The 22678-nt window shown below is 32.0% G+C and carries 19 protein-coding genes and 1 pseudogene; 18 read left to right on the plus strand and 2 right to left on the minus strand.

All coding sequences use genetic code 11. The features are described from left to right. From HMPREF3002_RS06705 to HMPREF3002_RS06730, 7 genes and pseudogenes are all read left to right on the plus strand, one after another. A partial coding sequence (locus tag HMPREF3002_RS06705; RefSeq protein WP_141754508.1) for an ATP-binding cassette domain-containing protein occupies positions 1 to 335 on the plus strand: 335 nt, incomplete at its 5' end. 176 nt (positions 336 to 511) lie between these two features. After that, positions 512 to 663: pseudogene (locus HMPREF3002_RS06710) on the plus strand (IS630 family transposase); the annotation flags it as partial. Between the two features lie 92 nt (positions 664 to 755). Next, entirely contained in the window at positions 756 to 1628 is an 873-nt protein-coding gene (locus HMPREF3002_RS06715) for a helix-turn-helix domain-containing protein (protein ID WP_023919388.1), read from the plus strand. 203 nt (positions 1629 to 1831) lie between these two features. Next, entirely contained in the window at positions 1832 to 1969 is a 138-nt protein-coding gene (locus HMPREF3002_RS11195) for a hypothetical protein (RefSeq protein WP_155167719.1), read from the plus strand. A gap of 145 nt (positions 1970 to 2114) precedes the next feature. Continuing rightward, positions 2115 to 2408 (plus strand): hypothetical protein, encoded by a 294-nt coding sequence (locus tag HMPREF3002_RS06720; RefSeq protein ID WP_023919386.1) that lies wholly within the window; start codon positions 2115 to 2117, stop codon positions 2406 to 2408. A 6-nt stretch (positions 2409 to 2414) separates the two neighbouring features. Then, on the plus strand, positions 2415 to 4616 hold the full coding sequence (locus HMPREF3002_RS06725) for an ABC transporter permease (protein WP_023919384.1): 2202 nt from the start codon (positions 2415 to 2417) through the stop codon (positions 4614 to 4616). A gap of 4 nt (positions 4617 to 4620) precedes the next feature. Continuing rightward, positions 4621 to 5277 (plus strand): ABC transporter ATP-binding protein, encoded by a 657-nt coding sequence (locus HMPREF3002_RS06730; protein ID WP_049492958.1) that lies wholly within the window; start codon positions 4621 to 4623, stop codon positions 5275 to 5277. Positions 5278 to 6183: 906 nt separating this feature from the next. Here HMPREF3002_RS06730 and HMPREF3002_RS06735 read toward each other — a convergent pair. After that, positions 6184 to 7083 carry a tyrosine-type recombinase/integrase gene (locus HMPREF3002_RS06735; RefSeq protein WP_049492955.1) on the minus strand — a complete coding sequence of 300 codons (900 nt, stop codon included), beginning with the start codon at positions 7081 to 7083 and terminating at the stop codon, positions 6184 to 6186. A gap of 99 nt (positions 7084 to 7182) precedes the next feature. On the opposite strand from HMPREF3002_RS06735, the gene HMPREF3002_RS06740 reads away from it, so the two are divergent. Next, a complete protein-coding gene (locus tag HMPREF3002_RS06740) occupies positions 7183 to 9447 on the plus strand; it encodes a hypothetical protein (RefSeq protein ID WP_049492952.1) in 2265 nt (754 codons plus the stop codon). Between the two features lie 54 nt (positions 9448 to 9501). Here HMPREF3002_RS06740 and HMPREF3002_RS06745 read toward each other — a convergent pair whose 3' ends face one another. Continuing rightward, complete coding sequence (locus tag HMPREF3002_RS06745; protein ID WP_021154572.1) at positions 9502 to 10479, minus strand: ATP-grasp domain-containing protein; 978 nt, start codon at positions 10477 to 10479, stop codon at positions 9502 to 9504. Between the two features lie 242 nt (positions 10480 to 10721). Between HMPREF3002_RS06745 and pezA the strand changes: the two genes are divergently transcribed. The 10 genes from pezA (at position 10722) to HMPREF3002_RS06790 (ending at position 22661) form a co-directional block, all read left to right on the plus strand. Beyond that, the gene (gene pezA / locus HMPREF3002_RS06750) at positions 10722 to 11198 is read left to right on the plus strand and encodes a type II toxin-antitoxin system antitoxin PezA (protein WP_049492949.1); all 477 of its coding nucleotides are present in this window, start codon (positions 10722 to 10724) and stop codon (positions 11196 to 11198) included. Continuing rightward, complete coding sequence (pezT, locus tag HMPREF3002_RS06755) at positions 11198 to 11968, plus strand: type II toxin-antitoxin system toxin PezT (RefSeq protein WP_049492945.1); 771 nt, start codon at positions 11198 to 11200, stop codon at positions 11966 to 11968. Before pezA ends, pezT begins: the two co-directional genes overlap by 1 nt. Positions 11969 to 11980: 12 nt before the next feature. Further along, entirely contained in the window at positions 11981 to 14221 is a 2241-nt protein-coding gene (locus tag HMPREF3002_RS06760) for an AAA family ATPase (protein ID WP_049492941.1), read from the plus strand. 3 nt (positions 14222 to 14224) lie between these two features. Further along, on the plus strand, positions 14225 to 16246 hold the full coding sequence (locus HMPREF3002_RS06765) for a UvrD-helicase domain-containing protein (RefSeq protein ID WP_049492937.1): 2022 nt from the start codon (positions 14225 to 14227) through the stop codon (positions 16244 to 16246). Between the two features lie 723 nt (positions 16247 to 16969). Continuing rightward, on the plus strand, positions 16970 to 17119 hold the full coding sequence (locus HMPREF3002_RS11200; protein ID WP_161800830.1) for a hypothetical protein: 150 nt from the start codon (positions 16970 to 16972) through the stop codon (positions 17117 to 17119). Positions 17120 to 17242: 123 nt separating this feature from the next. After that, positions 17243 to 17596, plus strand: a complete 354-nt coding sequence (locus tag HMPREF3002_RS11340) for a hypothetical protein (RefSeq protein WP_239682714.1) — start codon at positions 17243 to 17245, stop codon at positions 17594 to 17596. A gap of 370 nt (positions 17597 to 17966) precedes the next feature. Further along, on the plus strand, positions 17967 to 18890 hold the full coding sequence (locus tag HMPREF3002_RS06775) for a hypothetical protein (RefSeq protein ID WP_049492934.1): 924 nt from the start codon (positions 17967 to 17969) through the stop codon (positions 18888 to 18890). A 290-nt stretch (positions 18891 to 19180) separates the two neighbouring features. Continuing rightward, positions 19181 to 21112: a DnaB-like helicase C-terminal domain-containing protein gene (locus HMPREF3002_RS06780; RefSeq protein WP_049492930.1), complete on the plus strand. Its 1932-nt coding sequence runs from the start codon at positions 19181 to 19183 to the stop codon at positions 21110 to 21112. A 96-nt stretch (positions 21113 to 21208) separates the two neighbouring features. Beyond that, positions 21209 to 21457 carry a DUF3173 family protein gene (locus tag HMPREF3002_RS06785; protein ID WP_049492926.1) on the plus strand — a complete coding sequence of 83 codons (249 nt, stop codon included), beginning with the start codon at positions 21209 to 21211 and terminating at the stop codon, positions 21455 to 21457. After that, positions 21450 to 22661, plus strand: coding sequence for a tyrosine-type recombinase/integrase (locus HMPREF3002_RS06790; protein WP_070665728.1), 1212 nt, complete (start codon positions 21450 to 21452; stop codon positions 22659 to 22661). The genes HMPREF3002_RS06785 and HMPREF3002_RS06790 overlap by 8 nt, the downstream gene beginning before the upstream one ends. Positions 22662 to 22678 lie beyond the last annotated feature (17 nt).

The raw sequence follows: 22678 nt of genomic DNA on the forward strand, positions 1-22678 counted from the left end.
GCCTAGAGGAAAATATTGCTTTGGGACAAGAACTGGATTCCGTAAAGATGGATGAAATCCTGCGACAAACTGGTTTGAAAGCTCTTCAAAGCAAAACCCCTAGTAACCAGACTCTGTCGGGCGGTGAGAAGCAGCGGTTAGAAATTGCACGTGCTCTCTATCACAATCGCCAATTTATCCTAGCTGATGAAGTCAAAGCCAATCTGGACCTTAAAAATCAAGAGAAAATCAGTCAACTTCTCTTCTCGCTCCCTCAAACACTCGTAGAAGTGATTCATCACTATAGTGAAGAGGACTTGAAGCGCTATGATAAGGTGATAAAACTGGAGAAATAGGTGGAGGTATAGGTTTCAGAAAGGAGTGGCAAGTTCTCTCTTTTTTGTAGGTTGGATAATAAAAACTCTGTCTAAAAATATCAGTACAATAACATCAAACTAGGGATGTAGCTAGTGAAAGTCCTACAGTAAGGAGTTGAAATATGAAATTCCATGAATTTGGGGATAAGAATTTACCTCTTGAGCAAGTCTGGGCAGAGATTCGGAAGCGAGGGTTCAAGAACAAGATGTTTAAAACTCTCAATGAAGTCATTGATAAGTTGCAAGAAGTGATTAGGAGCTTGCATTGGACAGTACTATTGTTCATAGAAGTTGGATTAGTTTTTGATTTTAGGTGAGTATGAATAATTGAAAAATAAAAGTCATAATGTTATAATTTGTGATATAAAGATAAATATTACATAGAATAGAGGTGGCCATATGGGGAAACTATTGGCGAGCCGAATGCGTAGTCGGAGAAAAGAACTGAATTTGTCTCAGGTTGAATTGGCTGCTGGTATCTGTGAACAGGCCCAAATCAGTAAAATTGAGCGAGATGCAGACTATAGTCCTGGCTCAGACTTAATATATGCCCTTGCAAAAAAGCTAAATGTATCAATGGACTACTTTTTTGACGAGGATATCCATGTCGAATCGGAGTTTTTGACTCAATTTCGTGCTGTATCTAAGAAATTCTTAGACTTACGAGATTATGATTCACTAAAATATATCTATGAGTTAGAAGCTGCGAAGACAGTAAAACTCCCTCTCTCCGATCAGTTATACCTTCAGTGGATAGAGGCTATTGTGTTGTTTAACCATGACCTTAAACAGAATGAAGCGATCAAAAAATTAGAAGCTATTTTGTCAAAATATAGCGAATATGATTGGGAATATTTGAATATCTCAAATAGTTTATTACACTTTTACTTTCAGACGGATGAACTCTCAAAATTTGAAGAAGTCTATAATCGCATGACCAATCTTTTTAAGAGTGTTAAGGTTCGGACAATTGATGAACTTGAAATTCTGATTAAATGTCGGTATAACTTTTGTCGGTATCTATGGTTAAACCAGCAAACAGAGAGAGCGATAAGTGAGACTTTTGAAACGATTGGTATTTGTCTCAAAAATAATAGTTTCTACTGTTTAGCTAATCTTTACTGTTTACTTGGGAATGTTAGTGAAGGTTTTGCCCATAAAGATGCCGTTAAACAGTACTTTGTAACAGCGCAGCGTGCATACCTGCTAGAGGGAAATGATAAGATGGCTTTAGACCTTGAGCGTTTTATCAATGAAACATTCCCAGCATAATTGTTATAGACAACTCAGTCTTTACTGTGTTGTTTTTTATATGCATTTATTATAACATCTCTCATGAAACGAGTTATTTCTACGGTTAAAATAAACATATTCATAATAAAAAAATAAAATAAAAAAATCTTTATAAATACAATTGACAAATAATTTTCTGCGTGATAGAATACAATCAAGGAATATGAAAGGGGTTGCAAGATATGAAGAAAGCAACTAAAAAGTTTGTTGTCGCAGTTTTATTAGCGGGTTTATTAGTTATTGTTGGTAAACCATCGATAAATCCCGCTCCCGCCCCTTTAGGCTTTGATCCTGGAGAATTATATTCTGTAAAATTTTAAAATATGAATTGTAAAATTTTATGAATAAGCTGGTAGTATTACCAGTTCAAAGAAAGGATAGTTGCCAATGTACTAAGTTGTCATAAGTTACTAAAAAAGAGTTGTAATTGTTAGTTTTAGTCAAAAATGAAATGGAGACTATGTTATGAAGAAAAGAATTAAGAAGATTATTTCAACATCGTTACTTGCTCTTACCCTAGCTGGTGCAGGTGGTTCAATCGCTTCTGCCGCAACAGTTTATTATAAAGGTTCTGCCGTTTATTGGAACTATGGTCGTACAGTAGGACTTTGGAGTTACTCACACGTTCAATCTGGTGTGTATGAACACGCAGCAAGTGCTAACGGAGGTTTCTCAGGTTGGAAACGGCCAGGAATTGAAGCACGTGCATCTAGATATATTGGAAGTGGTACAGCACAATGTTACTGGAATTGTAGGTAAGCGCCTATGACATACAAAAACATGTTATTAGGTAAAATGAAGTACTTAATCCTGTTTTTGATTGCCATTCAGAGCGTACTACTTGCTCTGATGGCAATTTTTTTTACAGGTGTTCAGTATGAGGAGGCATGGCAAAGTTATAACCGTAATTCTAGGACAGTTACAGTTTATCTTCAAAGATTATCTGAAGAACAGTCGCAAAGTGTATACCAATACTTTTTGGAACAAAGTGACTTGTCTATTTGGACGAAACGTACTACAAATAGTAGTAGGGATGGTTCAATAAATAGAATATATTTAGATGTTCTTGGCAATCCTGAAGGTTTTTCAGATTTTACAAACGGTGGTAAAATAATTTTATCACGCCAACAAATTTCAGATTTATTATCCCATAGTGACAATAACTTGACTATTGGACTTGATAAGGGAACTGATAATATGCTCTATGAATTACCGAGCTTGTTATTTACAACCCCTGTTGTTATTAATCGGTTAGACCATATTTTTCAAGAAACAAATACAATAAACGGGATATATCATATCAATGGTCTTCAGGACAACCTCTCAAGAGAAACGTTTTTATCAAATCTCTCATCCATTACTGGGATTTCTGTTGAAGACTTGATTAGAGAGAGTTTTGGCAGTAATACTGTTGAGGGAATTGTGCCAATCGTTTTAGCTGCTAGTATTGCAGTAAATGCTATGGTTCTTCTTGTTCTTTTCCTAATATGTGTTTTACAATCCTTTAAACATTTTGGGACATTGATACTACTTGGATGGGATAGGAAGGAGTTGTGGTCTGCCCTCTTCAAGGATTCTCTTCTGTTTTCTATTTATATTGCACCTGTTTCCGCACTAGCAACTTGGTTTTTGTCAGGTTGGGCTAGTTTTGGATTATCATCATTTGTGTTAGTCTTTGCGGGTACAAGTCTTTCAATCTTGTTACTATTGCTAACATTAATTATTCCAAGTATTGTTGTTTATTTGGTTTCTCCATTAGCTGCAATTCATAAACGGTTACCAATGAAACCATTAATGGCAACCAGTTTGTTATTCTATACTTTAGTAGCTGGTTTATTAATAGCAGTTAGTCATTCCTTAGATGCGCCAATGAATCAGTTCATTGATAATGTCAAAGTAGCTAGGGAGTGGAAAAGTGTCGAAAATATGTATGTTATTTCGGATTTTGTAGAAGGGGATGATATAGGAACCTACTCTGGTAATACAAATTCATTAGAAAGCAGCATGTATCACTTTTACCAACGAATTTCAGAGATTCCAGGTGTTTATATTGCTCAGGGAGAATATCTCGGGCAAGAATACCTTGATACAATCTATGGTACGTATCAAAATGTTCCTAAAAAACCATTTTGGTATTTAACCTATTCTTATAATTACTTATCTGAACTAGGAGTTGAGTTAAGTAATGAAGAATTATCCGAAATACGTAATGGTGCCAGATTGTACCTTATTCCTGATACTCTAGGTTCAGCGGATGTTGAAACCATGAAGGCTTATTTACAAGAAGTTGTTCGAGTAAAACCAGGGGATATAGGGACTAAGTTTACAGAAAATCCAAGATTTTTATTTAGAACCTATCAGCCATCTAAGTCCATTTTTACTTGGTCAAGATCAATCGATCGAGGTGTAACTAGTGAAGAACCTGTTATTTTTGTAGCAGCTCCTGAAAACTTGTACTTCATGGAATCAGCAAACCTATCTGTGAGTGGATATGACGGAATTTTGAAAGTTCGTGATAAGGAAACAATGAATCAGGTAAAATCAATTTTAGAAAATGAGTTCCCTGATTTATCAGACAATGCACTGAAATTTACAACGGTTAAGAATTATATCAATGGACTTCAGAAAGATCTCGGCTATACTTTCTACCTATTTGGAAGTATCATTGCTATTATTGTCTTTACTATGATGGCTATCTTTTGGAGTTTTGTCTTGATTTATCGCTTGCTTTTCGAAGAAAAACTGTATGTACAATACTTCATGGGCTTTTCTCCTTGGAAGAGGTATAGCGGTGTTCTTTCTCTTGTCGTTGGTGTTTCTGCGATAGAACTACTTGTTTCTATCTTACTAGGTTCTAAGTTGGGAATAGTTTTAACACTAGTTACATTTGCTTTCCAATTATTACTTCTTTACTTCAATCTATTCCGTAAAGAAGTAGAAAGTCTCATACAATCGTTTAAGGGGTGATTTAATGTCTATGATTTCCGTACAAAATGTGTCAAAAAAATTTGGGTCACGTGAGATTTTAAAAGACTTAAGTTTTGATGTTGAGGAAAATGAATTTGTAGCTTTAGTAGGGCCATCTGGTTCTGGAAAATCTACGTTACTTAATATGATTGGCCTTTTGGATAATATTGATAGTGGTAAGATTTTAATCAACGGGAAGATCTTACCAAAAGTGAATTCGCGTTCTGCGGTTAACTATCGAAAGAATGTTATCAACTATCTATTTCAATCAAATGCACTCATCTCTACATCCAGTGTAAAAGATAATCTCATGCTTGCTATGAATTTTACTAATTTCTCTAAGGAAGAGAAGGAGAAAAAGATTAAAGAAACCTTGCGGTTTGTTGGTTTGGAAAATAGACTAGATAGCAAGGTCAATGAATTATCTGGAGGTGAGCAGCAGAGAATCGCCATCGTGAGAGCTATTCTAAAACCAGGTGATATCATCTTGGCAGATGAACCAACAGGTTCATTGGATCCTGATATGGCTCAAAAATCATTTGACTTAATTCGGTCGTTGAGAGATCAGTTTGGAAAAACAATTCTAATCGTCACACATAATTTAGACCATGCGAAACAATGTGATCGAATTGTCTCGTTGAAATCAGCTTTTGTAAATTAGTCTACTCACTTACAACTGAGATAATCATTTTAGTCTATAGAACAATGAAGGAAGTGGAAGTTTAAGGATGAAAAATTTTGAATACTATATGACACAACCGCCAAGTTTGTACAATCATCTAGAGTTATAAACTTATCTAGTGGTTGAAAATCATATTGATGACATCCTTTGTCTGCATATAATTTTCAACAATAAATTAGAAGATATGGTTGTTTTACATCCATTTCAAAAGAAAACTGTCCCTATCCCACATTGTTTTAAAGGCGAGACTGTGACAGTCTTAGATGACGATGAGGTTACGTGGCATTTGTTAGAATTTCAAGATTTTAGAACTTGTTTGACTCAGTGATTCAGCATGGAGTTCACTAAAATATAAGAAAAAGAATTTTATCAGGAAAAGTATTCTACTATATGTATAGTGGAAAATCGTAAAAAAGCAAAGACGAAGTAATTACCTCGTCTTTGCTTTTTTAGTATAATGAACACCTTCATGTCAATGAAGTCAATATCGGATGGCAGCCCTTTGGAGTAATCAAAAATGCCCAAATTAATTAAAACTTGCGCATCTTATTAATTTTACAAATTGGGTATTACTACTTTATGTCACCCTTTTTCAAATATATTATACAAAAAAATGAAAAGGTTTACAAGAAATTGACGGTTATAGGAATAATTCTCATCACTTTGAACATTAAAAAGGAGAGAACCGATTTAGTCCTCTCCAGATTGTAACTTTATATCAACCCACTACAGTTGACAATGAGCCAAGGATCAGTCGATATCATCTCTATGGGGCAAGCAAGGCAAGTACAGACACAACAGGGAATCCCTTTGTCTATAACGGCAAAGCCCGTGACGATACTGGACTTGACTATTCAGGATAGGGTTACCTCTATGAAGGTAGCCCTATTTTTTTGACTGTGAATGAATCGAAGCAATGGGATTACACAGAGTTAGAATTTCTTTTTGCTTTGACTGAGATACATGAGTATAGATTTGTGTGACTGAGATAGAACTATGTCCAAGAATTTGTTGAATGTATCGAATATCTACATCACTATCTAGAAGCATTGTTGCGAAACTATGTCTAAACATATGGGGGGTAATAGGTGTAGTTAAGTTATGTTGTTTAATAAGGGTATTTAGAATTAAACGTACACTTTGCTCTGACAATGGTTTGAAAGAATATTTTCCAGAGAATAGGTAGTTACTGGGTTGAAAACAGTAGTTATTTATATATGTTTCTAGTAAGCTAAATGTTATTTGATCTCCTAAAAATAGGATACGTTCTTTCTTACCTTTTCCCATAATATGGAGAGTCCTATTTGAAAGATTAATATTTTTAAGATGAATATGACAAAGTTCGGAAATCCTAATACCAGTTGAAAGCAATAGGGAAATGATTAGCAAATTTCTTTCAGCTTTTTGTTTTTGATATTTAGTTTTTGAATAGGTAATTTTCTGTTCTAGATGTAAAAAAATACTTTTCAAAATATCATAAGGAATCGTTTTAGGTAATATTTTTTCCGTTCTAAATTGATAACGTAATTGATTAAAAGGATTCTCATCAACTAAATTATGATATTTTAAGTAGCTGTAAAACACCTTCAAACTAGCAATTTTGCGACGTAATGTATTAGATTTAATATTGGATTTCGTCAAATGTTCAACATAGGTTTCCACACTGCTGTAATTTGAATTGTAAAATTGCAAAAGATCATTTTTGTAAGCTCGAATCGTATGTGAACTCAAGCGTCTATGGGTTTTGCAGTAGTCTAAGAAAGTAGAAATATGTTTATAATCCATGAATAACTCCTTTATCAATAATCATGCTATTATATACTTATTTGAATGCTTTGTATAGTGATAATAAATAGTTATCGCTAGGAGAAGGAGAATTTGCATATGAATGAAGTCTACGTAAATCGAAAAATTACTCCGGAAGACCTTCTAAATAATGTAGATAAGAGAATTATTTTACTCCAGTCTGATGATGAGAGCGGACTAAGTTACTTTTTAAAATATACAACCGAGTTTTTTAATAGCCAGGAATTAACAAGTTTTTATATTAGTGGTAGTGAAAATATTGCAAAACAAATTTTCAGACAGATTTTTAATGCTATCACTATTGAAGAAGTTGAGAAAAAAATATCAAAGTATCCTAAACGAGAAGTTATTTTGACGATACTCAAGACAATGGTATATCCACTTGATTGCATCCCTTTTATTCCCAATATAGGTTCTACAATTGTAAATATTATTGATTGTATTGATAGTACACTTAGCGTAGATGCGATACATTATGAAGACTATAAGCTCGAACGAGCTCTTATTGAATACCTAAATAAGATTAATCCAAGAGTTGCTCTTATCATAGAAGAATTAGATGAGAGAAATATTGATTTCCTAAAAATACTTATACAGCATAAAGTTGACTTAATAGTCGCGGTACCAAATAAAGACAAAAATGAAGTTATTAAGTTCCTTTCAAAATCTGAAATTACTAATCCATATACGTGGAAACAGAAATTTTTACGCCCAGATAATCAAGAAACATACCATTTTTTCGAGAGCTATCAAGCCGAATTAGATGAAAAGAGTTTGTCTAAAATATCAGCTTCAAATTTTAGCATACATGCTATTATGTCATGCATAAAGAAATATGATTTCGAGCGTGAATTGACTATCTTTGAACAAATCGTTTTAGGTTCTCTAACACAATTAAGGTGTCCCTTGTCATTAAAATTCTTAGATAAAGTTTATCGGACTTATCTCCAAAAAACATTAACTCTAAATGAAGAGAACTCTGACGTTTCGGAATTAATTCGTAAACTATCACAGGATGGATTTATAGAATATTTAGATTCAGGGAGGATAATTTTAGCTAATACCGGTTTTTCCTATACACAAAACAAAATTGAAGAAACATTGCTTATAAATACGCTTGTTGATGTAATCTCCGAAACAGAAGAGTTATCTGTAGAACTTTGTAAATATGGAATTAGTTATACCAATAAGCAATTATCAAAGAAAAAATATTTTCTATTAGGTCTCCTAAAACTTCAGAGAGATGAAATAGATACTGATTATTTGTTACAATTAGTTTCTTGTGAATTAGATAATTTAACTGAGCTCTTAACAATTGGTCGACTACTGTATAATCGTTTCTATTTCAATGAAGTTTTTCACCTACTTCAAAAATATCCGCAATATAGTAATGAAAGAAGTTATCTGCTACTACAAGCTTTAGTCAAAGAGCGATTGCGGTCGTCAGACCACCTTGACCTTTTACAACATCTATTAGAGACTTCAGTAGACAAAGATGAGCAATGCTTAGTATTGTCAAACTTATTCGTTGCTTATATTAACAGGAATAATTCCACTGGGTATCGAGAAATACTTAATGGAACAGGAAAATTTTTCTATAAAAACTTTGTCGGTTCTAAATATTATCCTTACTTATTACGAAATATTGCATTTTATCTTCCTTTTGAAGAGGGGATGATAGCCTATAAGAATATTTTAGAGATTTTCAAAGGAACAGACGATATTAATTATAATCGAACATTATCGAATTATATTTGCTTCTTAATGAAATTTAGTACAATAGAAAATGCTAGAGAAGAGTTGCAAAATTTAGAAACTGAAATACAGCAAATACTATTGCTAAAGGATAGTAGATATGAATATTTATATAATAACTTTTCCTTATATTTAATGAATTTTACAAATCAAAATCCTACACTATACTTCAATATGATATCAGAAGATGAAACTGGTTCGGAGACTCCCTTTATTTACTCTAGGATCAATCTAACACTCTACTTAGCTAAAGTTTCATCTTTAGAAGCAAATAAATTATTTTCTCAAGTTAAATCTCTGGTAGATAATTCTCCTGTTTATCAAACCAAGCGATTTTTTGAGATTAATCAACTTCTCTACTTCTATATGAACGATGTAGATATTTCTGAATATCTGGATACTCTAGATACAAGTCCATTTAGAAACGATGATCATTATGTTGAGGAGCTAGCCTTTCACTATTTACAAAAAATTGAGGATGGTCAAAAATATACTGATTCGGACTGGAAAAAATTATTTTGCCCAGGTTATCTTTTTTATAGATATTATGATGTAAAACTGTTGTTTCCTGAAAAATTATGCTATTAAATAAAGATAACCAGTTTACAACCAAATCAACTGTGGGGGTAAACTGGTATTTTTTTACTTTATTGGATGTTTTACTCGTTCTATACCAATTTGTAATAGAGTGAGAATAATATCTTCATAAGTCTCAAAACCACTGTTTAAGAAGCTTAGCACAGAGCCACTATGAATACCAAGGTTCATCATAGTATTTACTTCTAAAAAGTATGGTTTTCTATCTGTCCCTATAATAAAGTCTATTCTTCCATAGTCAGATGGTTGCATACTTTGGAAATATTTCATTGATAAAGTAAACAATTCCTTGTTTAATTCTTCATCCTTACTTATTTCTGTTTTCAGACCTGCTTCAGTTCTTCGTTTTTGACTTGTACTGATAATGTTTCCTTTTTTATCTGAAGTTGAAAAATGCGGAGTTCCTATAATAATTTCACCATTGACCCCCTTAATGAATGGAACACCATACAATCTTCCATCAATAAATTCTTCAACAATTATTTCAGTTTGCTTGAGATAAAATTCTTTCTCTTTTTCTTTAACTTCTTTCCATGTTTCACAATAGCATGATTCATCAATACCTTCTGAACCACTACCAAATCGTGGTTTTATGAAATAAGGGCCAGAAAATGGTGGATGTTCTACCAATGGAAACTCTATGTTACCAATTTGCCAATTTGCAGTATTTATTCCCAAATGCTCAGCCAGATTTTTTGATAAATTCTTGTCTTCTACCAAAGCTCTGACATTAGGTGCTGCTCCAATATATGGTATTTTTAAATATTCACACAATGATTGTACAAAAATCTCTGAATTTCTGAATCCAATCCTATTGTAAAATGACCATACCAAATCAATTTCTTCATAGTTTTTAATTAGATAGTCAACATTATTTGATGTGATTATCTTATGGCCTGTTTTGGATAATACTTCATAAATCTTATGATGGTAAGTTTCAGCATAGAAAACTTCCATATCATTCTGTGGTTCGATATAAAAATCATGATTAGGTGCAAATTGGGCTAAGAATAGAATTTTCATACAATGTTCTCCTAGCGATAACTATTTATTATCACTAGTATACCATAGATTCATATCTCCAATATGTTTTCGATTGTAGTTTTTTTACTTTTTTATATTCTTAAAGACTTTTTGAACAGCCTCATAGTACTTTTTCTTCAATAACTAAATATGTGGTATTCTATCCATTAGCAACAACGCACCAAAAATGGTGCGTTCATCTTTTTTGTGCTATAATAGAAATAAATAAAAGGAGGGCTCTCATGATCGGAGAAAATATTAAAGCGTTACGTAAAACACATGATCTAACCCAGCCTGAGTTCGCAAAGATTGTTGGTATCTCTCGAAATAGCTTGAGTCGTTATGAAAATGGAACAAGTTCAGTTTCGACAGAATTAATAGACCGTATCTGCCAGAAATTTAATGTTTCCTATATCGATATCGTAGGAGAGGAAAAGCTGCTCACACCAGTAGAAGATTATCAGTTAACTCTGAAAATTGAAGTGATTAAAGAACGAGGGGCGAATATCTTAGCACAACTTTATCGTTTTCAAGATGAACAAGGAATTGCATTTGATGATACTTCTAATCCTTGGGTTCTAATGAGCGATGATTTGTCTGATTTGCTGAACACGAGGATTTATCTTGTTGCAAGTTTTGAGGATATAGAGCGGTTTAATGGCTATTTGGATGGCATTGAACGTATGCTAGAACAAGCTACTCATCTGGTGGTGGCTTAATGAAACTAGAAGAATTTAGTCAAGGTGATTTTGAACGAGCCTCCAAACGACTCGTTCGTTCTTTAACTCGTGGTAAAACAACTTCGTCTCAGCCCAAGGCTATCTTGCTAGGTGGACAGAGTGGTGCTGGGAAAACAACGATTCATCGTGTGAAACAAAGGGAATTTCAAGGGAATCTCATTATCATTGATGGAGATAGTTATCGCTCTTTTCATCCGAACTACCTTGGCCTACAGGAAAAGTATGGAAAAGATAGTGTGGATTATACTAAAGTATTTGCGGGTCGGATGGTTGAATATCTCGTAGATGAATTGAGTAAACAAGGTTATCATTTGTTAATCGAGGGCACCTTGAGAACAACAGAAGTTCCTCGAAAAACGGCACAATTATTGACAACTAGAGGTTACCAAGTCTCACTAGCACTGATTGCGACCAAGCCTGAATTGTCCTATCTCAGCACTTTGATACGTTATGAAGAGCTCTATGCTATAAATCCTAGTCAAGCCAGAGCAACTCCTAAAGCACACCATGATGGAATTGTAGAACATTTGGTTGATAATTTACGGGAGTTGGAAAAGGATCAGCTTTTTAGACAAATTCAAATTTATCAAAGAGATCAATCGTGCGTTTATAATTCGCAAGTAGATCAAATTTCAGCAGCAGAAGTTTTACAAGAATGCCTCTTCGGAAAATGGAGTAAGGTAGAGGAGGAGATGTTGAAGATAGGGCAGGAACGGTTGAGGGAGTTAAGTATGAGAACTCCAAAATAGGAGAGAATTTTTATGTATTTAAAAAGTTTATCAATAAAAAATTATAGAAAATATGGCGAAGAGGTTCAGGTAATTAACTTCGCTCATAGCAAATGGCCAGAAATTCCAGGAGATGAAGATGAAACAGAGAAAATAAATATAACAGAAGAGTATATATCAAAAAGTTCGTCATTAATTGTAGGTAAAAATAATTCTGGTAAAAGTACAATTGTTAAATTATTGAATACACTACAAAATAGTAAATCAGGCAGCCGTAGTGTTTTTAAACATACCGATTTTAATTTAAAAATATTATCAGATTGGTATCATGAAAATATTGACAATAAATCTGAAGAAGAGATAAAAAGTATTGATAGATCTCATTTTCCTAAACTAGAGTTTCGGTTGATATTAGGAATTGATGATGGAAATGATTTGATTTCAAGTTTCGAAGATATATTAGTTGTAAGTGGTATAAAAACAGTAGAAACTCAAGAGAATCAAGAGATCGCTGAAGTGACTATCGATGTTAAGTATGAAGTTGCGGATGAAGTGGCTTTTTTAGAAGATCTGGTTAAAATTAAGACTAGCCATTTTAATGATAGTCAACAGTACGATGAACCATATAAAAAAGAACTTCAATATCGACAATTTTTAGCTTTATTTAGCAGTAATTACTTTGTATTAAATTTTTACCCTATAGGAAGAGAGGAGCCAGCTAAAGAGTTTTCTCTATCCTCATTGTTAAAGGTGGATACAATAGAAGCGAATACGGTTAAAAATGACAAGACACTTTCGCAAGCTTACAATAGAATAGTTTCAACTTATATAAAAAATAATGATATTGAAGAGATTAATAGTTTGGTTGGTGGTATTAATTATCAAGTAAAGGGGATGGTTGATGCCAATATAAAGGATATTCTTCAAAGTGCCGTGTCTAGTATTGAATCAACTAAGAATCTAAAGATGAATTTACATCCAGATGTAAATTTAGAGAAAATTTTTGCAAATAGCATTATTTATGAGTACCAAGAGGGAAATAACAACATACCTGAGAGCCAGTTTGGCATGGGGTATACAAATTTGATGGTAATTATCGCAAAAATTGTTGATTATATTGAGCTATACAGTGAGAAAGATATTAATGGTTCAGTAAATATTCTTTGTATTGAAGAACCAGAGTCATTTATGCATCCACAGATGCAAGAATTATTTATAAAAAATATTTCAAAAGCAATTGCGACATTACTAGGTAAAAAACAACAACTAGATACCTTTCAAATTATCATCACAACTCACTCAACCCATATTTTAAACAGTAAGATTCAATCAGGAAACACTCTAAATAATATTAGTTATCTAGGTCAAGCAGGTACAAATAATATTATAAAAAACATAAGTGATGACGCAATAGTATCTGGTAGAGATATTGACAAAAAAGCTTATGAATATATCAAGAAATACTTAAGGCTAGAGGTATCAGATGTTTTCTTTGCTGATGCAGTCATTCTAGTTGAGGGTGTTTCAGAAGAAAACTATTTAAGATATGAAATTGATAAACATCCAATATTGAAAAATCATCATATTAAAGTTTATAGAATTGATGGAGCTTATGCTCACCAGTTTATTAGTTTATTAGATTTGTTAGAAATCAAAACGGTTATTTTTACAGATTTGGATTTAAAAAGATCTGAAGATGAAAAGAAAGTTGATATAAAAGATAATGATGAACCTGATGTGATTCCACAAAACATATCAGATTTAGAAAAATTTGCAACTGCGGTAAGCTCTTTGAGTACGAACGGTACTCTGCAATATTTTATAAAAAAGGAGCTAAAAGATGAAGAAGCTAAATATGGTGAGATTAATAACAAGATAATCGAAAAGCTTAATAACAATGAAGAATTAATTATTGATTACAATAACATCACTCTGTTCTCTCAAGGTAAAATAAATGAGTACTATGCTACTAGCTTTGAGGAAGCAATTGTTTTAACGAATGCTAAAAACAGTGAAGGTAGCCATAAAAATAAACAATCACTTATTAAACTTCTACAATTTGTTCATCCAAAGAAGAAATATTTTAGAGATATTGATGAATCTTCAGAAATAGCAGATAAGTCTTATATGTATCAAGCTAAATTATCTGATGGGAAATCAAAGTTTTCTACTGGAATTGTATATTTATCTGTAACCGATGATGACTTTAACCTTAAACAACCTAAGTATATTGAATCAGGTTTGAAATTACTTTGTGATTATTTTGAGGAGTAAATAATGATATATACAATTAATCCAGAAAATAAACAATTAGAGTTAGATATTCAGCAAAAAATTAATGATTGTTTAGATAATTTTGAGAGCTTTTGTTTCGACGCTGGTGCTGGTGCAGGGAAAACCTATGCATTACAAAAATCAATTGAACATATTTTGAAGATGGAGGGAGAAAATTTAAAATTACGGAATCAAAAAATCTTATGTATCACATACACTAATGCCGCAAAAGATGAGATTCTTAGTCGGCTTGGTAAAAATTCTGCTATACTGGTCTCTACAATCCATGAATTTTTATGGGAATTTATTTCTATTCAGCAAGAGTTACTGACTATAGAACATAGGAATAAAATAATTGATGAACTTGATACTATTGATCATAAAATAAATGAAAATTCTCTTTCTAATAGTGTTAATCTGGTTGATTTCCAGAATATGATTAATGATGACAAATTTATGAAAATTTTCTACAATACACCTAGTAGTCCAGCAAAAGATTTCAAAGAGAAGATTATAGGCTATAATAAAAACTTTAAATCATATTTAAGTAATGTTAATAAGTTTAGCAGTTTAGTTAAGGATATTAATAAAAAGTATAAACTTGAAATATCATTAAAGAAAATTGAAGACAAAGAATCTAAAAAAATCATTTATAATCCAGTTCAAAACCGTGATAAACTTGAAAATTATGTCATTAGTCATGATACATTATTACTTTATTGTAAAAATATAATTACTAATCAAGATATATTAAAGAGATTATTTTCAGATAGATATCCATATATCTTAATTGATGAGTACCAAGATACAGATGAAAAAGTTGTTGCTATTATTGATAGTATAAGGGAATATTCAAATTCTAGGAAAAAGTTAGTAGTAGGTTTTTTTGGTGATTCCTTACAAAATATTTATGGTTCAGGTATAGGTGTCCTGCCAAATAAAGAAAAATATAAGAGTATTGAAAAAGTTTTTAATCGCCGTTCATCTAAGCAAATAGTAGAGTTAATTGAAAAAATTAGGAATGACGATTTTGGTCAGCAGTCCATATATACTGATTTTGATAATGGATCTTATAATTTTTATATCTCAGGTGATGATTTTAATATAGATACTTTTTTACAGGAAAATCACCTGATTAATAAAACGGCTTGTCTTCTTATGAAAAATGATGATATTTCCAAAGCAAGAGGATTTGATGAAATATTATCAGTGTTGAAAAAGTTCCCTCGATTTAGTGGTGCGAACTTTGATAATGTGTCTAATGAATTTTTGCAGAAAAATTTACAGCATATGGGATGGTTTTTGAGAGAGATTTTAACTTTCATAGACTTTATTCAAAGGGCAGGGGATGATAATTCAACTGTCAGGGAGATTGTCCAGTTCGCAATTCCGTATAAATCAACACTAACATTTGCAGAGATGAAACAATTTATCAATAGTTTGAGAGACCTTAATTTATCAACATTGAAAATTGATAAATGTATTGATGAAATTGCTAATATCCAGGAACCAATCTCAGGTAATGATATTCTAAAAAAAATATTCTTGATAGATGATACCACTGAGAACATTTTGTTGAATATAAAGAATCGCGCTTATGATTATTTTTACTATTCTCAAGATTCGGAGGAATCAGAAAGAGAAATGACAGTTGTTGATGAATTTTTTAATCTAGATATTTCTCAATTTATCAAGTGGTATAATTATATTTTTGATGATTTAAAAAATGAAGGAATTAGCTATTACACATTGCATGGTTCAAAGGGGCTAGAATTTGATAATGTAGTTGTTGTACTACAAGATAAATTTGCAAAAAAAGAAAATTATTGTAAGTATTTTTTTGAAAAATATAATACTTCAATTGATTCTGATCCACAATTTCAAGAAGTTCGCAATCTTTTATATGTTGCTTTTTCAAGAGCCAAGAAAAATCTTTATGTAATTTATAAAAATAATACTCCAGAAAATTTATTAGCGAATATAAAGGATATTTTTCAAGAAATTCACAATTTAAATTCATATTAGACATATATTTATGAAGTTTTACTCTTTCATTTTTTGTAATTAGAAAATTTATGTTGGACTATACTTGTAAAGTAATTCTAGTTGATTCCTAGATACCATTATATTATAAAACTGATTTTGAAAAAATATAAATACAAAATTTACAAAACAATAACAAAAATGGTGTGAACTTTTTGGTAAAATCTAGCTCAATTCGTGTATTTTTAGGGTAAAATTCACACCATTCAAATGAAATATATTCAAATTAGATGAAATTGTTCTTTCTGAAAACGTGGGAAAACATTGATTTTAAGCGGATATTGAAACTTATTCAAATAAAAGTGTTTCCAACCAGGTCTTAAGAAAGCTCGTAAAGCTTCACAATTCTCAAAACGTTAATAAATAAGCTAATACTAACTTATATAGACATTCAAGATGACTTTCTTGAATGTCATTTTTATTTTAATATACTTTAGTTAAATCTAAAATTGTGTTATTTTATATTTGATGTAGATTAGTTATTATATGTCAGTTCTATTTTCGGGACCTAAATATCCCAAAAGTGATTACTTAATATGTAAAAGTGAGTTATAATTTATATATCGAACTGAAAGGGAATTGCGATGTGGAAAAAGCAAATTGAAAATCCAACAATTATTAAGAGACAAAAGCATGATAAAATGAAAAATCTTAAGGAATATACTATTTCGTTAAAATTTTATATTTAGAAGGGTTTGGAGAAAGATGAAATTTATAAATGGGATGAAGGATTTATCACAAGCGATAGTAGACAAAACGGTTGATGTGAGTCAAAAAAGTTTTAAGTGGGTTAAAGATAATCGTGTAGAAATTATAGAATATGCAGCTATTACTATCTTAAAAAGTGTTGTTTAAGTTTTAAATGAAGATAGGAATAGGAAAGAAATATATGAGAATGAGTATGATTATAATGAGAGTTTTGAATCTAATATAAATGAGTCAAGCTATATAAGTACTATAAATGATGAGCAGGTTGTGTTGAAGGAACCACAAATTAAAAATAATAAAAATTATCCTCAAAACAGAAAATCTCCAGACTGTCATTTTTGCCATAGTAAAAATGGTAAAATCTTCGTTCGAGGAGGAACGGATGAACAAAAGCAGCAATTTAGAGAGATGCATCGATTTGTAGGACAATATGTTTGTACTGAATGTGGAAACGACTTTGATGAAGATGATATTGATTGGGAATTTAGCGATCCAGAAACTGGTTTCTATTATTGTAATTTCTGCAGTAATTCACTTGAGCAGGCTGGAATTGATGCAATGGATCCCGATGGTTTTGGATACGATGATTATGGAAATTGGGATTCTGACCGTTTAGGGTTATAACCTGTCTAAGGTTATTAGAAAAAATTAATAAAAATTTTTTTAATTTGCTCAAAAAAATTTTAATCCTATATGGAAGATCTTATAATGTGTATTAAAATCCTTAAAATATCACTATTTCCGCTATTTTAAAGGGCACTTTGTAAAGTGTCCTTTTTAAATTTTAGTAGAAAATTGAGCAATTTTTGGTAGAAAAAGCGACTTTTTTTGATTTTTCTTTTTTTTTACTTTCATCAAAAAATGGCAGACTATTAGTATGGAAAGAAAAAAATTTATTGAGAGCAAGAGAGTTGTTAGCAAACAAGCCAAGCTAACAGCTCTTTTTTTGTGCCCTCAATAATCTTTTCAAATAAATAAAAAAAGAGGTTATATAATGCCTGTTGATAAAAACAAGAAAATCGAGAAGATTTTAAATACACCGACTTTGAATTTGCTACCTTCTGTTAATTTGAAAACAGATGACAAAGTAAGGGATCGAATCACTAATCGAACATCGATTCATTTAGGGCCTGGTACGATTCATATTGAAAATTTTGATGCTAACAAAGATTATTTCAAACTCCGAGTTTTGAAGATGTTAGATTTATTAATTTTGCTTGTAGGGAAGAAGAACCAATATAGACTAAGTGAAGAAGAGGCTGTTAATTGCTTGGTTGAATTTTCAATTAAACAGTATGCAGAACTGATGGGGAAAAATAATCTAAAAAGTACTTCAACGAAGAAAAATGTACGTCGTATCATTGAAGAGGCATTAAGTTTGCTAAACGATCTTTCTATTAGTACCGCAGAAAAGAGAAAATCGGAAATCAAAGAATTCAAAGATATGAAACTGATTGAGGAATTCAAATGCAAAAAAGGAGTTTATACAGTTCAATTGACTGAAAAATTCGTTAGATATTTAATTACTTCTTATGTGACAAATTTCCCTCTCAGACTTTTTAAAATTGATGAACGTAGTAAAAATGTTTATTCTATCGCAAAGAAACTAGTCTATCATCAAAGTCTCAATAATAATAGAAAGAAAAAAATTCATGAAGTCATATCAGTTGAAGCTCTGTTAAATGTATGTCCTAAAATTCCAGCAATAGAAGAAGTTAGATTGAAAAAAGGTGGTTGGCGTTCAAGAATTGAGGAGAGCTTAACTAATTCACTTGATAAACTAGCCGATGATAAAATCCTAGTTTGTTGGGAATACTGTAATCCAAATTGTGAACCTTTATCAAAAAAACAGATAAAGATGGATTCTTTTTTTGATTTTCAAAAATATAGGGTTCATTTTAAGGTTTCAGGGATTTAAATTCACTGATTTATTGATTTGCTTCGATTAAATCAGGATTTATGGATAGGGTATGTTGAATTAGAATTGGGGGTATGTTGAATTAGAATAGGGGGTATGTTGATTTTGTAAAAAAAATTTTCACCCTTGGTATAACTGATATTTTAGCATCTCTGATTTTCAATACTAATAATATTAATAAGCAGCATATGCCTTCAATTTTCGTATTGAAGGCAATGCTATAATTTTTCCTGTAAAGAAAAAAATCCGGATTTTATTTTTTTACAGGAAATGAAAAAAGGAGTACAAATATGTTTGAAGAAGAAAAATCTTATTTGAAAGCATTCATTGAACAAATCTCTGAACAAAGTCGTAAAGGTGGTAAGGGAGCATATATTTGCCCTCTTTGCCACAGTGGTGAAGGAAGAAACAGAACTGGTGCTTTTCACATTTACGATGAAATCCAGTGGAAATGTTTCTCTTGCGATAGAGGTGGAGATATCTTTGATCTTATCGGCTATGTAGAAGGACTTGTTAAATTTAAGGATCAATTGAAGCGTGTCAGAGAGTTGTTTAATCTATCAACTGAATGTGATGGATTCAATTACCAGAAGAGTGAATATTTGAATTCCAATGCTGTTTTTCCTTTAAAGGAAGAAGAGAAAAAAGATAATTATTCAAGCTTTTATAATGAGGCAACAAAGCATCTTTGTGAAACTGACTATTTTCTTAAACGAGGGTTGAGTTTTTCAACAGTCCAACGGTTTAAAGTTGGCTACGTAAAAAAATGGAAGCATCCCAAGGTGACTAATCCAAATGTCCCTGAAACACCAAGATTAATTATCCCTTTAAGCGGTAGTTGTTATTTTGCTCGTGATACAAGAGATATTGTACCCGAACCTCAATTGAACTATATTAAGCAGAAGGTGGGAGGGAGCGATATTTTTAATAAAAGCGAACTCTTCAAAAAATCTACGGATCCCATTTTTATTGTAGAAGGCGAAATAGATGCCATGAGCATCGTTGAAGTTGGTGGAAAGGCAGTAGCACTTGGCAGTATTGGAAATATAAATAAATTAATTAATCTTGTTTCTGATCTTAAAATTGATCGTACATTCATTCTCTCATTGGACCAAGACGAAAAGGGGAGAGAGGCTGAACTAAAATTAGCAGAGCAATTTAGAAATAAGAAAATTAAATTTATTTCTTTCAAATTAACTATTGATGATGTAAAAGATCCTAACGATATGTTAGTGAAAAATAAAGGAGTATTTAACAAAATGGTAGAATATGCAATCAATCAAACAAAAAGTGAAAAAGAGCGGTATCTTGAATATTCAACAGCTAATCATCTTCCGAAGTTTTTTAATGATATTACGAATGGTTCAAATACTTCATGTGTTAAAACAAATTTTGAAGGTTTAGATGATCTATTGGAAGGTGGTCTTTACGAAGGCTTGTATTGTGTTGGTGCAATTTCCTCCCTTGGAAAGACAACATTTGTAACTCAGATTGCTGATCAAATTGCAGCACAGGGAACAGATGTTTTGATTTTTAGTATTGAAATGTCGAGATGGGAAATAATTAGTAAAAGTCTTAGTCGTCACACTGTTATCGAATCTATTGCCTCTAATAGTGATATCAGAAATGCAAAAACAGCACGAGGAATTACTGAGGGAAGTAGATATGCAGGTTACAGCACCCCAGAGATTGATTTGATTAAAAAAGCTGGAGAAAATTACTCTCAATACTGCAAAAATATTTACATTGTCGAAGGTACTGGACCTATTGGTGTGGAGCTAATTCGGAAAACTGTTGAAAATCATCTCAAATATACTGGAAAAGTACCTGTCGTTATTATTGATTACTTACAGATTCTATACCCGGTGAATGAACGATTAACTGAAAAACAAAACACAGATAGATCGGTAATAGAATTGAAAAGGATTAGCCGAGACTTTAAAACACCAGTAATTGCTATTTCTTCTTTTAATAGAGAAAACTACAAATCTGTTGTAAGTATGCAGTCTTTCAAGGAGAGCGGAGCAATCGAGTATTCTAGCGATGTTTTGATTGGACTACAACTTAAGGGGACTGGACCAGCAAATTTTGATGTTAATGAAGCTAAGTCGAGAAATCCTAGAGAAATTGAGCTAGTGGTTTTAAAAAATCGTAATGGAAGAACTGGCATTAAGATGGAATTTGACTATTATGCGATGTACAATTATTTTAAAGAAAAGTAGTATAAGGCTTTTGGTTAATGATCTAATTTGTTGAATTACTCTAAGCCTTATCAAAAGATGGAAATCTCTGTAATTAAGAATTAGAAGGAAGAGATAATGCAAACAATAAATCATACAGAATTAATGAAATTAGGTTTTCCTGAACATACGGCACGGGATATTATAAGACAAGCCAAGTTAATTGCTGTCCGACAATTTGAAGAATCTAGAGCTTTATCAAATAATATGGTAGAATTAAGTAAATCACCTTTTGACAATTCTCGTCTTAATTTAGCTCCTACTTATATTGTAGAAGAATTACTCGGTTTTAAGTTGCTTTCTGAAAGAAAGGAACAAAATGAGTAAAAAATATAAATGCGTAAGTCGAAATAAGAAAGGAAAAATTTACTATGAGGTTGAATTCAGTGTAGATCCATCTACGGGTGACCGAAAGAGGTTTAGGGTTAAATCTTATAAAGATCAATTCGGGATTGATTTTAAAACAGAAAAGCAAGCCTTTGACGAAGTCTGTAGGATAAGAACTGAATACAATGCTAAAATAGCTAGTGCTAGTACAAAAAGACCACAATTAGATATTCCATTTTCAAAATTTATGGAAGATGTCTATTTGCCTTATTATAAGAAAACTGTTCAGCCCGTAACCTATCAAACTGCTTATCCTCAGTATAAGACTTTTATTGAAGTTTTTGCTGACAAGAAATTGTCTGAAATCAATGTTCGGGAATGTGAAGATTTTAGATTATCTTTAATGGAAGACTACTCTCCAAACTACGCAAAAGGACTTTGGTGTAAACTGAAGAAGTGTTTAAATTATGCAGAACGCTTGGAATACATCGAGAATAATCCTTGTCGAAAGTTAGACAATCCTAAAGGAGAAAAATCGAAAACTGAATTTTGGACTGTGGAGGAACTTGATAAGGTATTAAAAACTTTTGATCAGACAGTTTATGAAGAGAGGCAGTTTTATACGGCTATCTGGCTTTATTTTATGACGGGGATGCGAGTCTCTGAGGGTCTTAGTTTAAAGTGGTCAGACATAGATCTTAAAAATAAGGTTATTCATATTCAGTCTACCCTTGAATATCAAGGGAATGGGAAATACGTTCGAAAAGAGCAGACAAAAACTAGGGCAGGCATGCGTTTCTTAGAAATAGATGACGAAACTGTTAAAGTGTTGCAAAATTGGAGAACTGTACAAGTGTATAATAGAGAAGATAATTTTGTATTAGCACGGTTTAACTCTCCCATGAACAAATCTACCTTAAATCGAATGTTAAAAAGGCATGCACTAGCGGCTAAGGTTCCGGTTATTACTGGGAAAGGTCTACGTCATAGTCATGATTCATTTATGATAAACGTTCTAAAAAAAGATGTTTTGTATGTCTCGGCTCGTTCAGGAAGAACGGACAAAGCTACAACTCTAAACACCTATTCTCATTTCTATGATAGACAAGTTGTCTCTGGTGGTGCTGAGATAACAGAGGTTTTAGGAGAGCTGGGATTAACTGCAAATCCCGCCACAATCCCGCCAAGTAAAGAAACCAAGTAAAAAATAGCTGTGTGAGA

This window comes from Streptococcus sp. HMSC065E03, assembly GCF_001815045.1.
In the GTDB taxonomy this organism is placed as follows: Bacteria; Bacillota; Bacilli; order Lactobacillales; family Streptococcaceae; genus Streptococcus; species Streptococcus parasanguinis_AD.

Coding starts and splice junctions, on each gene's coding strand:
- HMPREF3002_RS06725 (WP_023919384.1), top strand. CDS start 2,415: ATGACATACAAAAACATGTTATTAGGTAAAATGAAGTACTTAATCCTG.
- HMPREF3002_RS11195 (WP_155167719.1), top strand. CDS start 1,832: ATGAAGAAAGCAACTAAAAAGTTTGTTGTCGCAGTTTTATTAGCGGGT.
- HMPREF3002_RS06720 (WP_023919386.1), top strand. CDS start 2,115: ATGAAGAAAAGAATTAAGAAGATTATTTCAACATCGTTACTTGCTCTT.
- HMPREF3002_RS06745 (WP_021154572.1), bottom strand. CDS start 10,479: ATGAAAATTCTATTCTTAGCCCAATTTGCACCTAATCATGATTTTTAT.
- HMPREF3002_RS06790 (WP_070665728.1), top strand. CDS start 21,450: ATGAGTAAAAAATATAAATGCGTAAGTCGAAATAAGAAAGGAAAAATT.
- HMPREF3002_RS06775 (WP_049492934.1), top strand. CDS start 17,967: ATGCCTGTTGATAAAAACAAGAAAATCGAGAAGATTTTAAATACACCG.
- HMPREF3002_RS06765 (WP_049492937.1), top strand. CDS start 14,225: ATGATATATACAATTAATCCAGAAAATAAACAATTAGAGTTAGATATT.
- HMPREF3002_RS06735 (WP_049492955.1), bottom strand. CDS start 7,083: ATGGATTATAAACATATTTCTACTTTCTTAGACTACTGCAAAACCCAT.
- pezT (WP_049492945.1), top strand. CDS start 11,198: ATGAAACTAGAAGAATTTAGTCAAGGTGATTTTGAACGAGCCTCCAAA.
- HMPREF3002_RS11200 (WP_161800830.1), top strand. CDS start 16,970: ATGAAATTTATAAATGGGATGAAGGATTTATCACAAGCGATAGTAGAC.
- HMPREF3002_RS06785 (WP_049492926.1), top strand. CDS start 21,209: ATGCAAACAATAAATCATACAGAATTAATGAAATTAGGTTTTCCTGAA.
- pezA (WP_049492949.1), top strand. CDS start 10,722: ATGATCGGAGAAAATATTAAAGCGTTACGTAAAACACATGATCTAACC.
- HMPREF3002_RS06730 (WP_049492958.1), top strand. CDS start 4,621: ATGTCTATGATTTCCGTACAAAATGTGTCAAAAAAATTTGGGTCACGT.
- HMPREF3002_RS06740 (WP_049492952.1), top strand. CDS start 7,183: ATGAATGAAGTCTACGTAAATCGAAAAATTACTCCGGAAGACCTTCTA.
- HMPREF3002_RS06760 (WP_049492941.1), top strand. CDS start 11,981: ATGTATTTAAAAAGTTTATCAATAAAAAATTATAGAAAATATGGCGAA.
- HMPREF3002_RS06715 (WP_023919388.1), top strand. CDS start 756: ATGGGGAAACTATTGGCGAGCCGAATGCGTAGTCGGAGAAAAGAACTG.
- HMPREF3002_RS06780 (WP_049492930.1), top strand. CDS start 19,181: ATGTTTGAAGAAGAAAAATCTTATTTGAAAGCATTCATTGAACAAATC.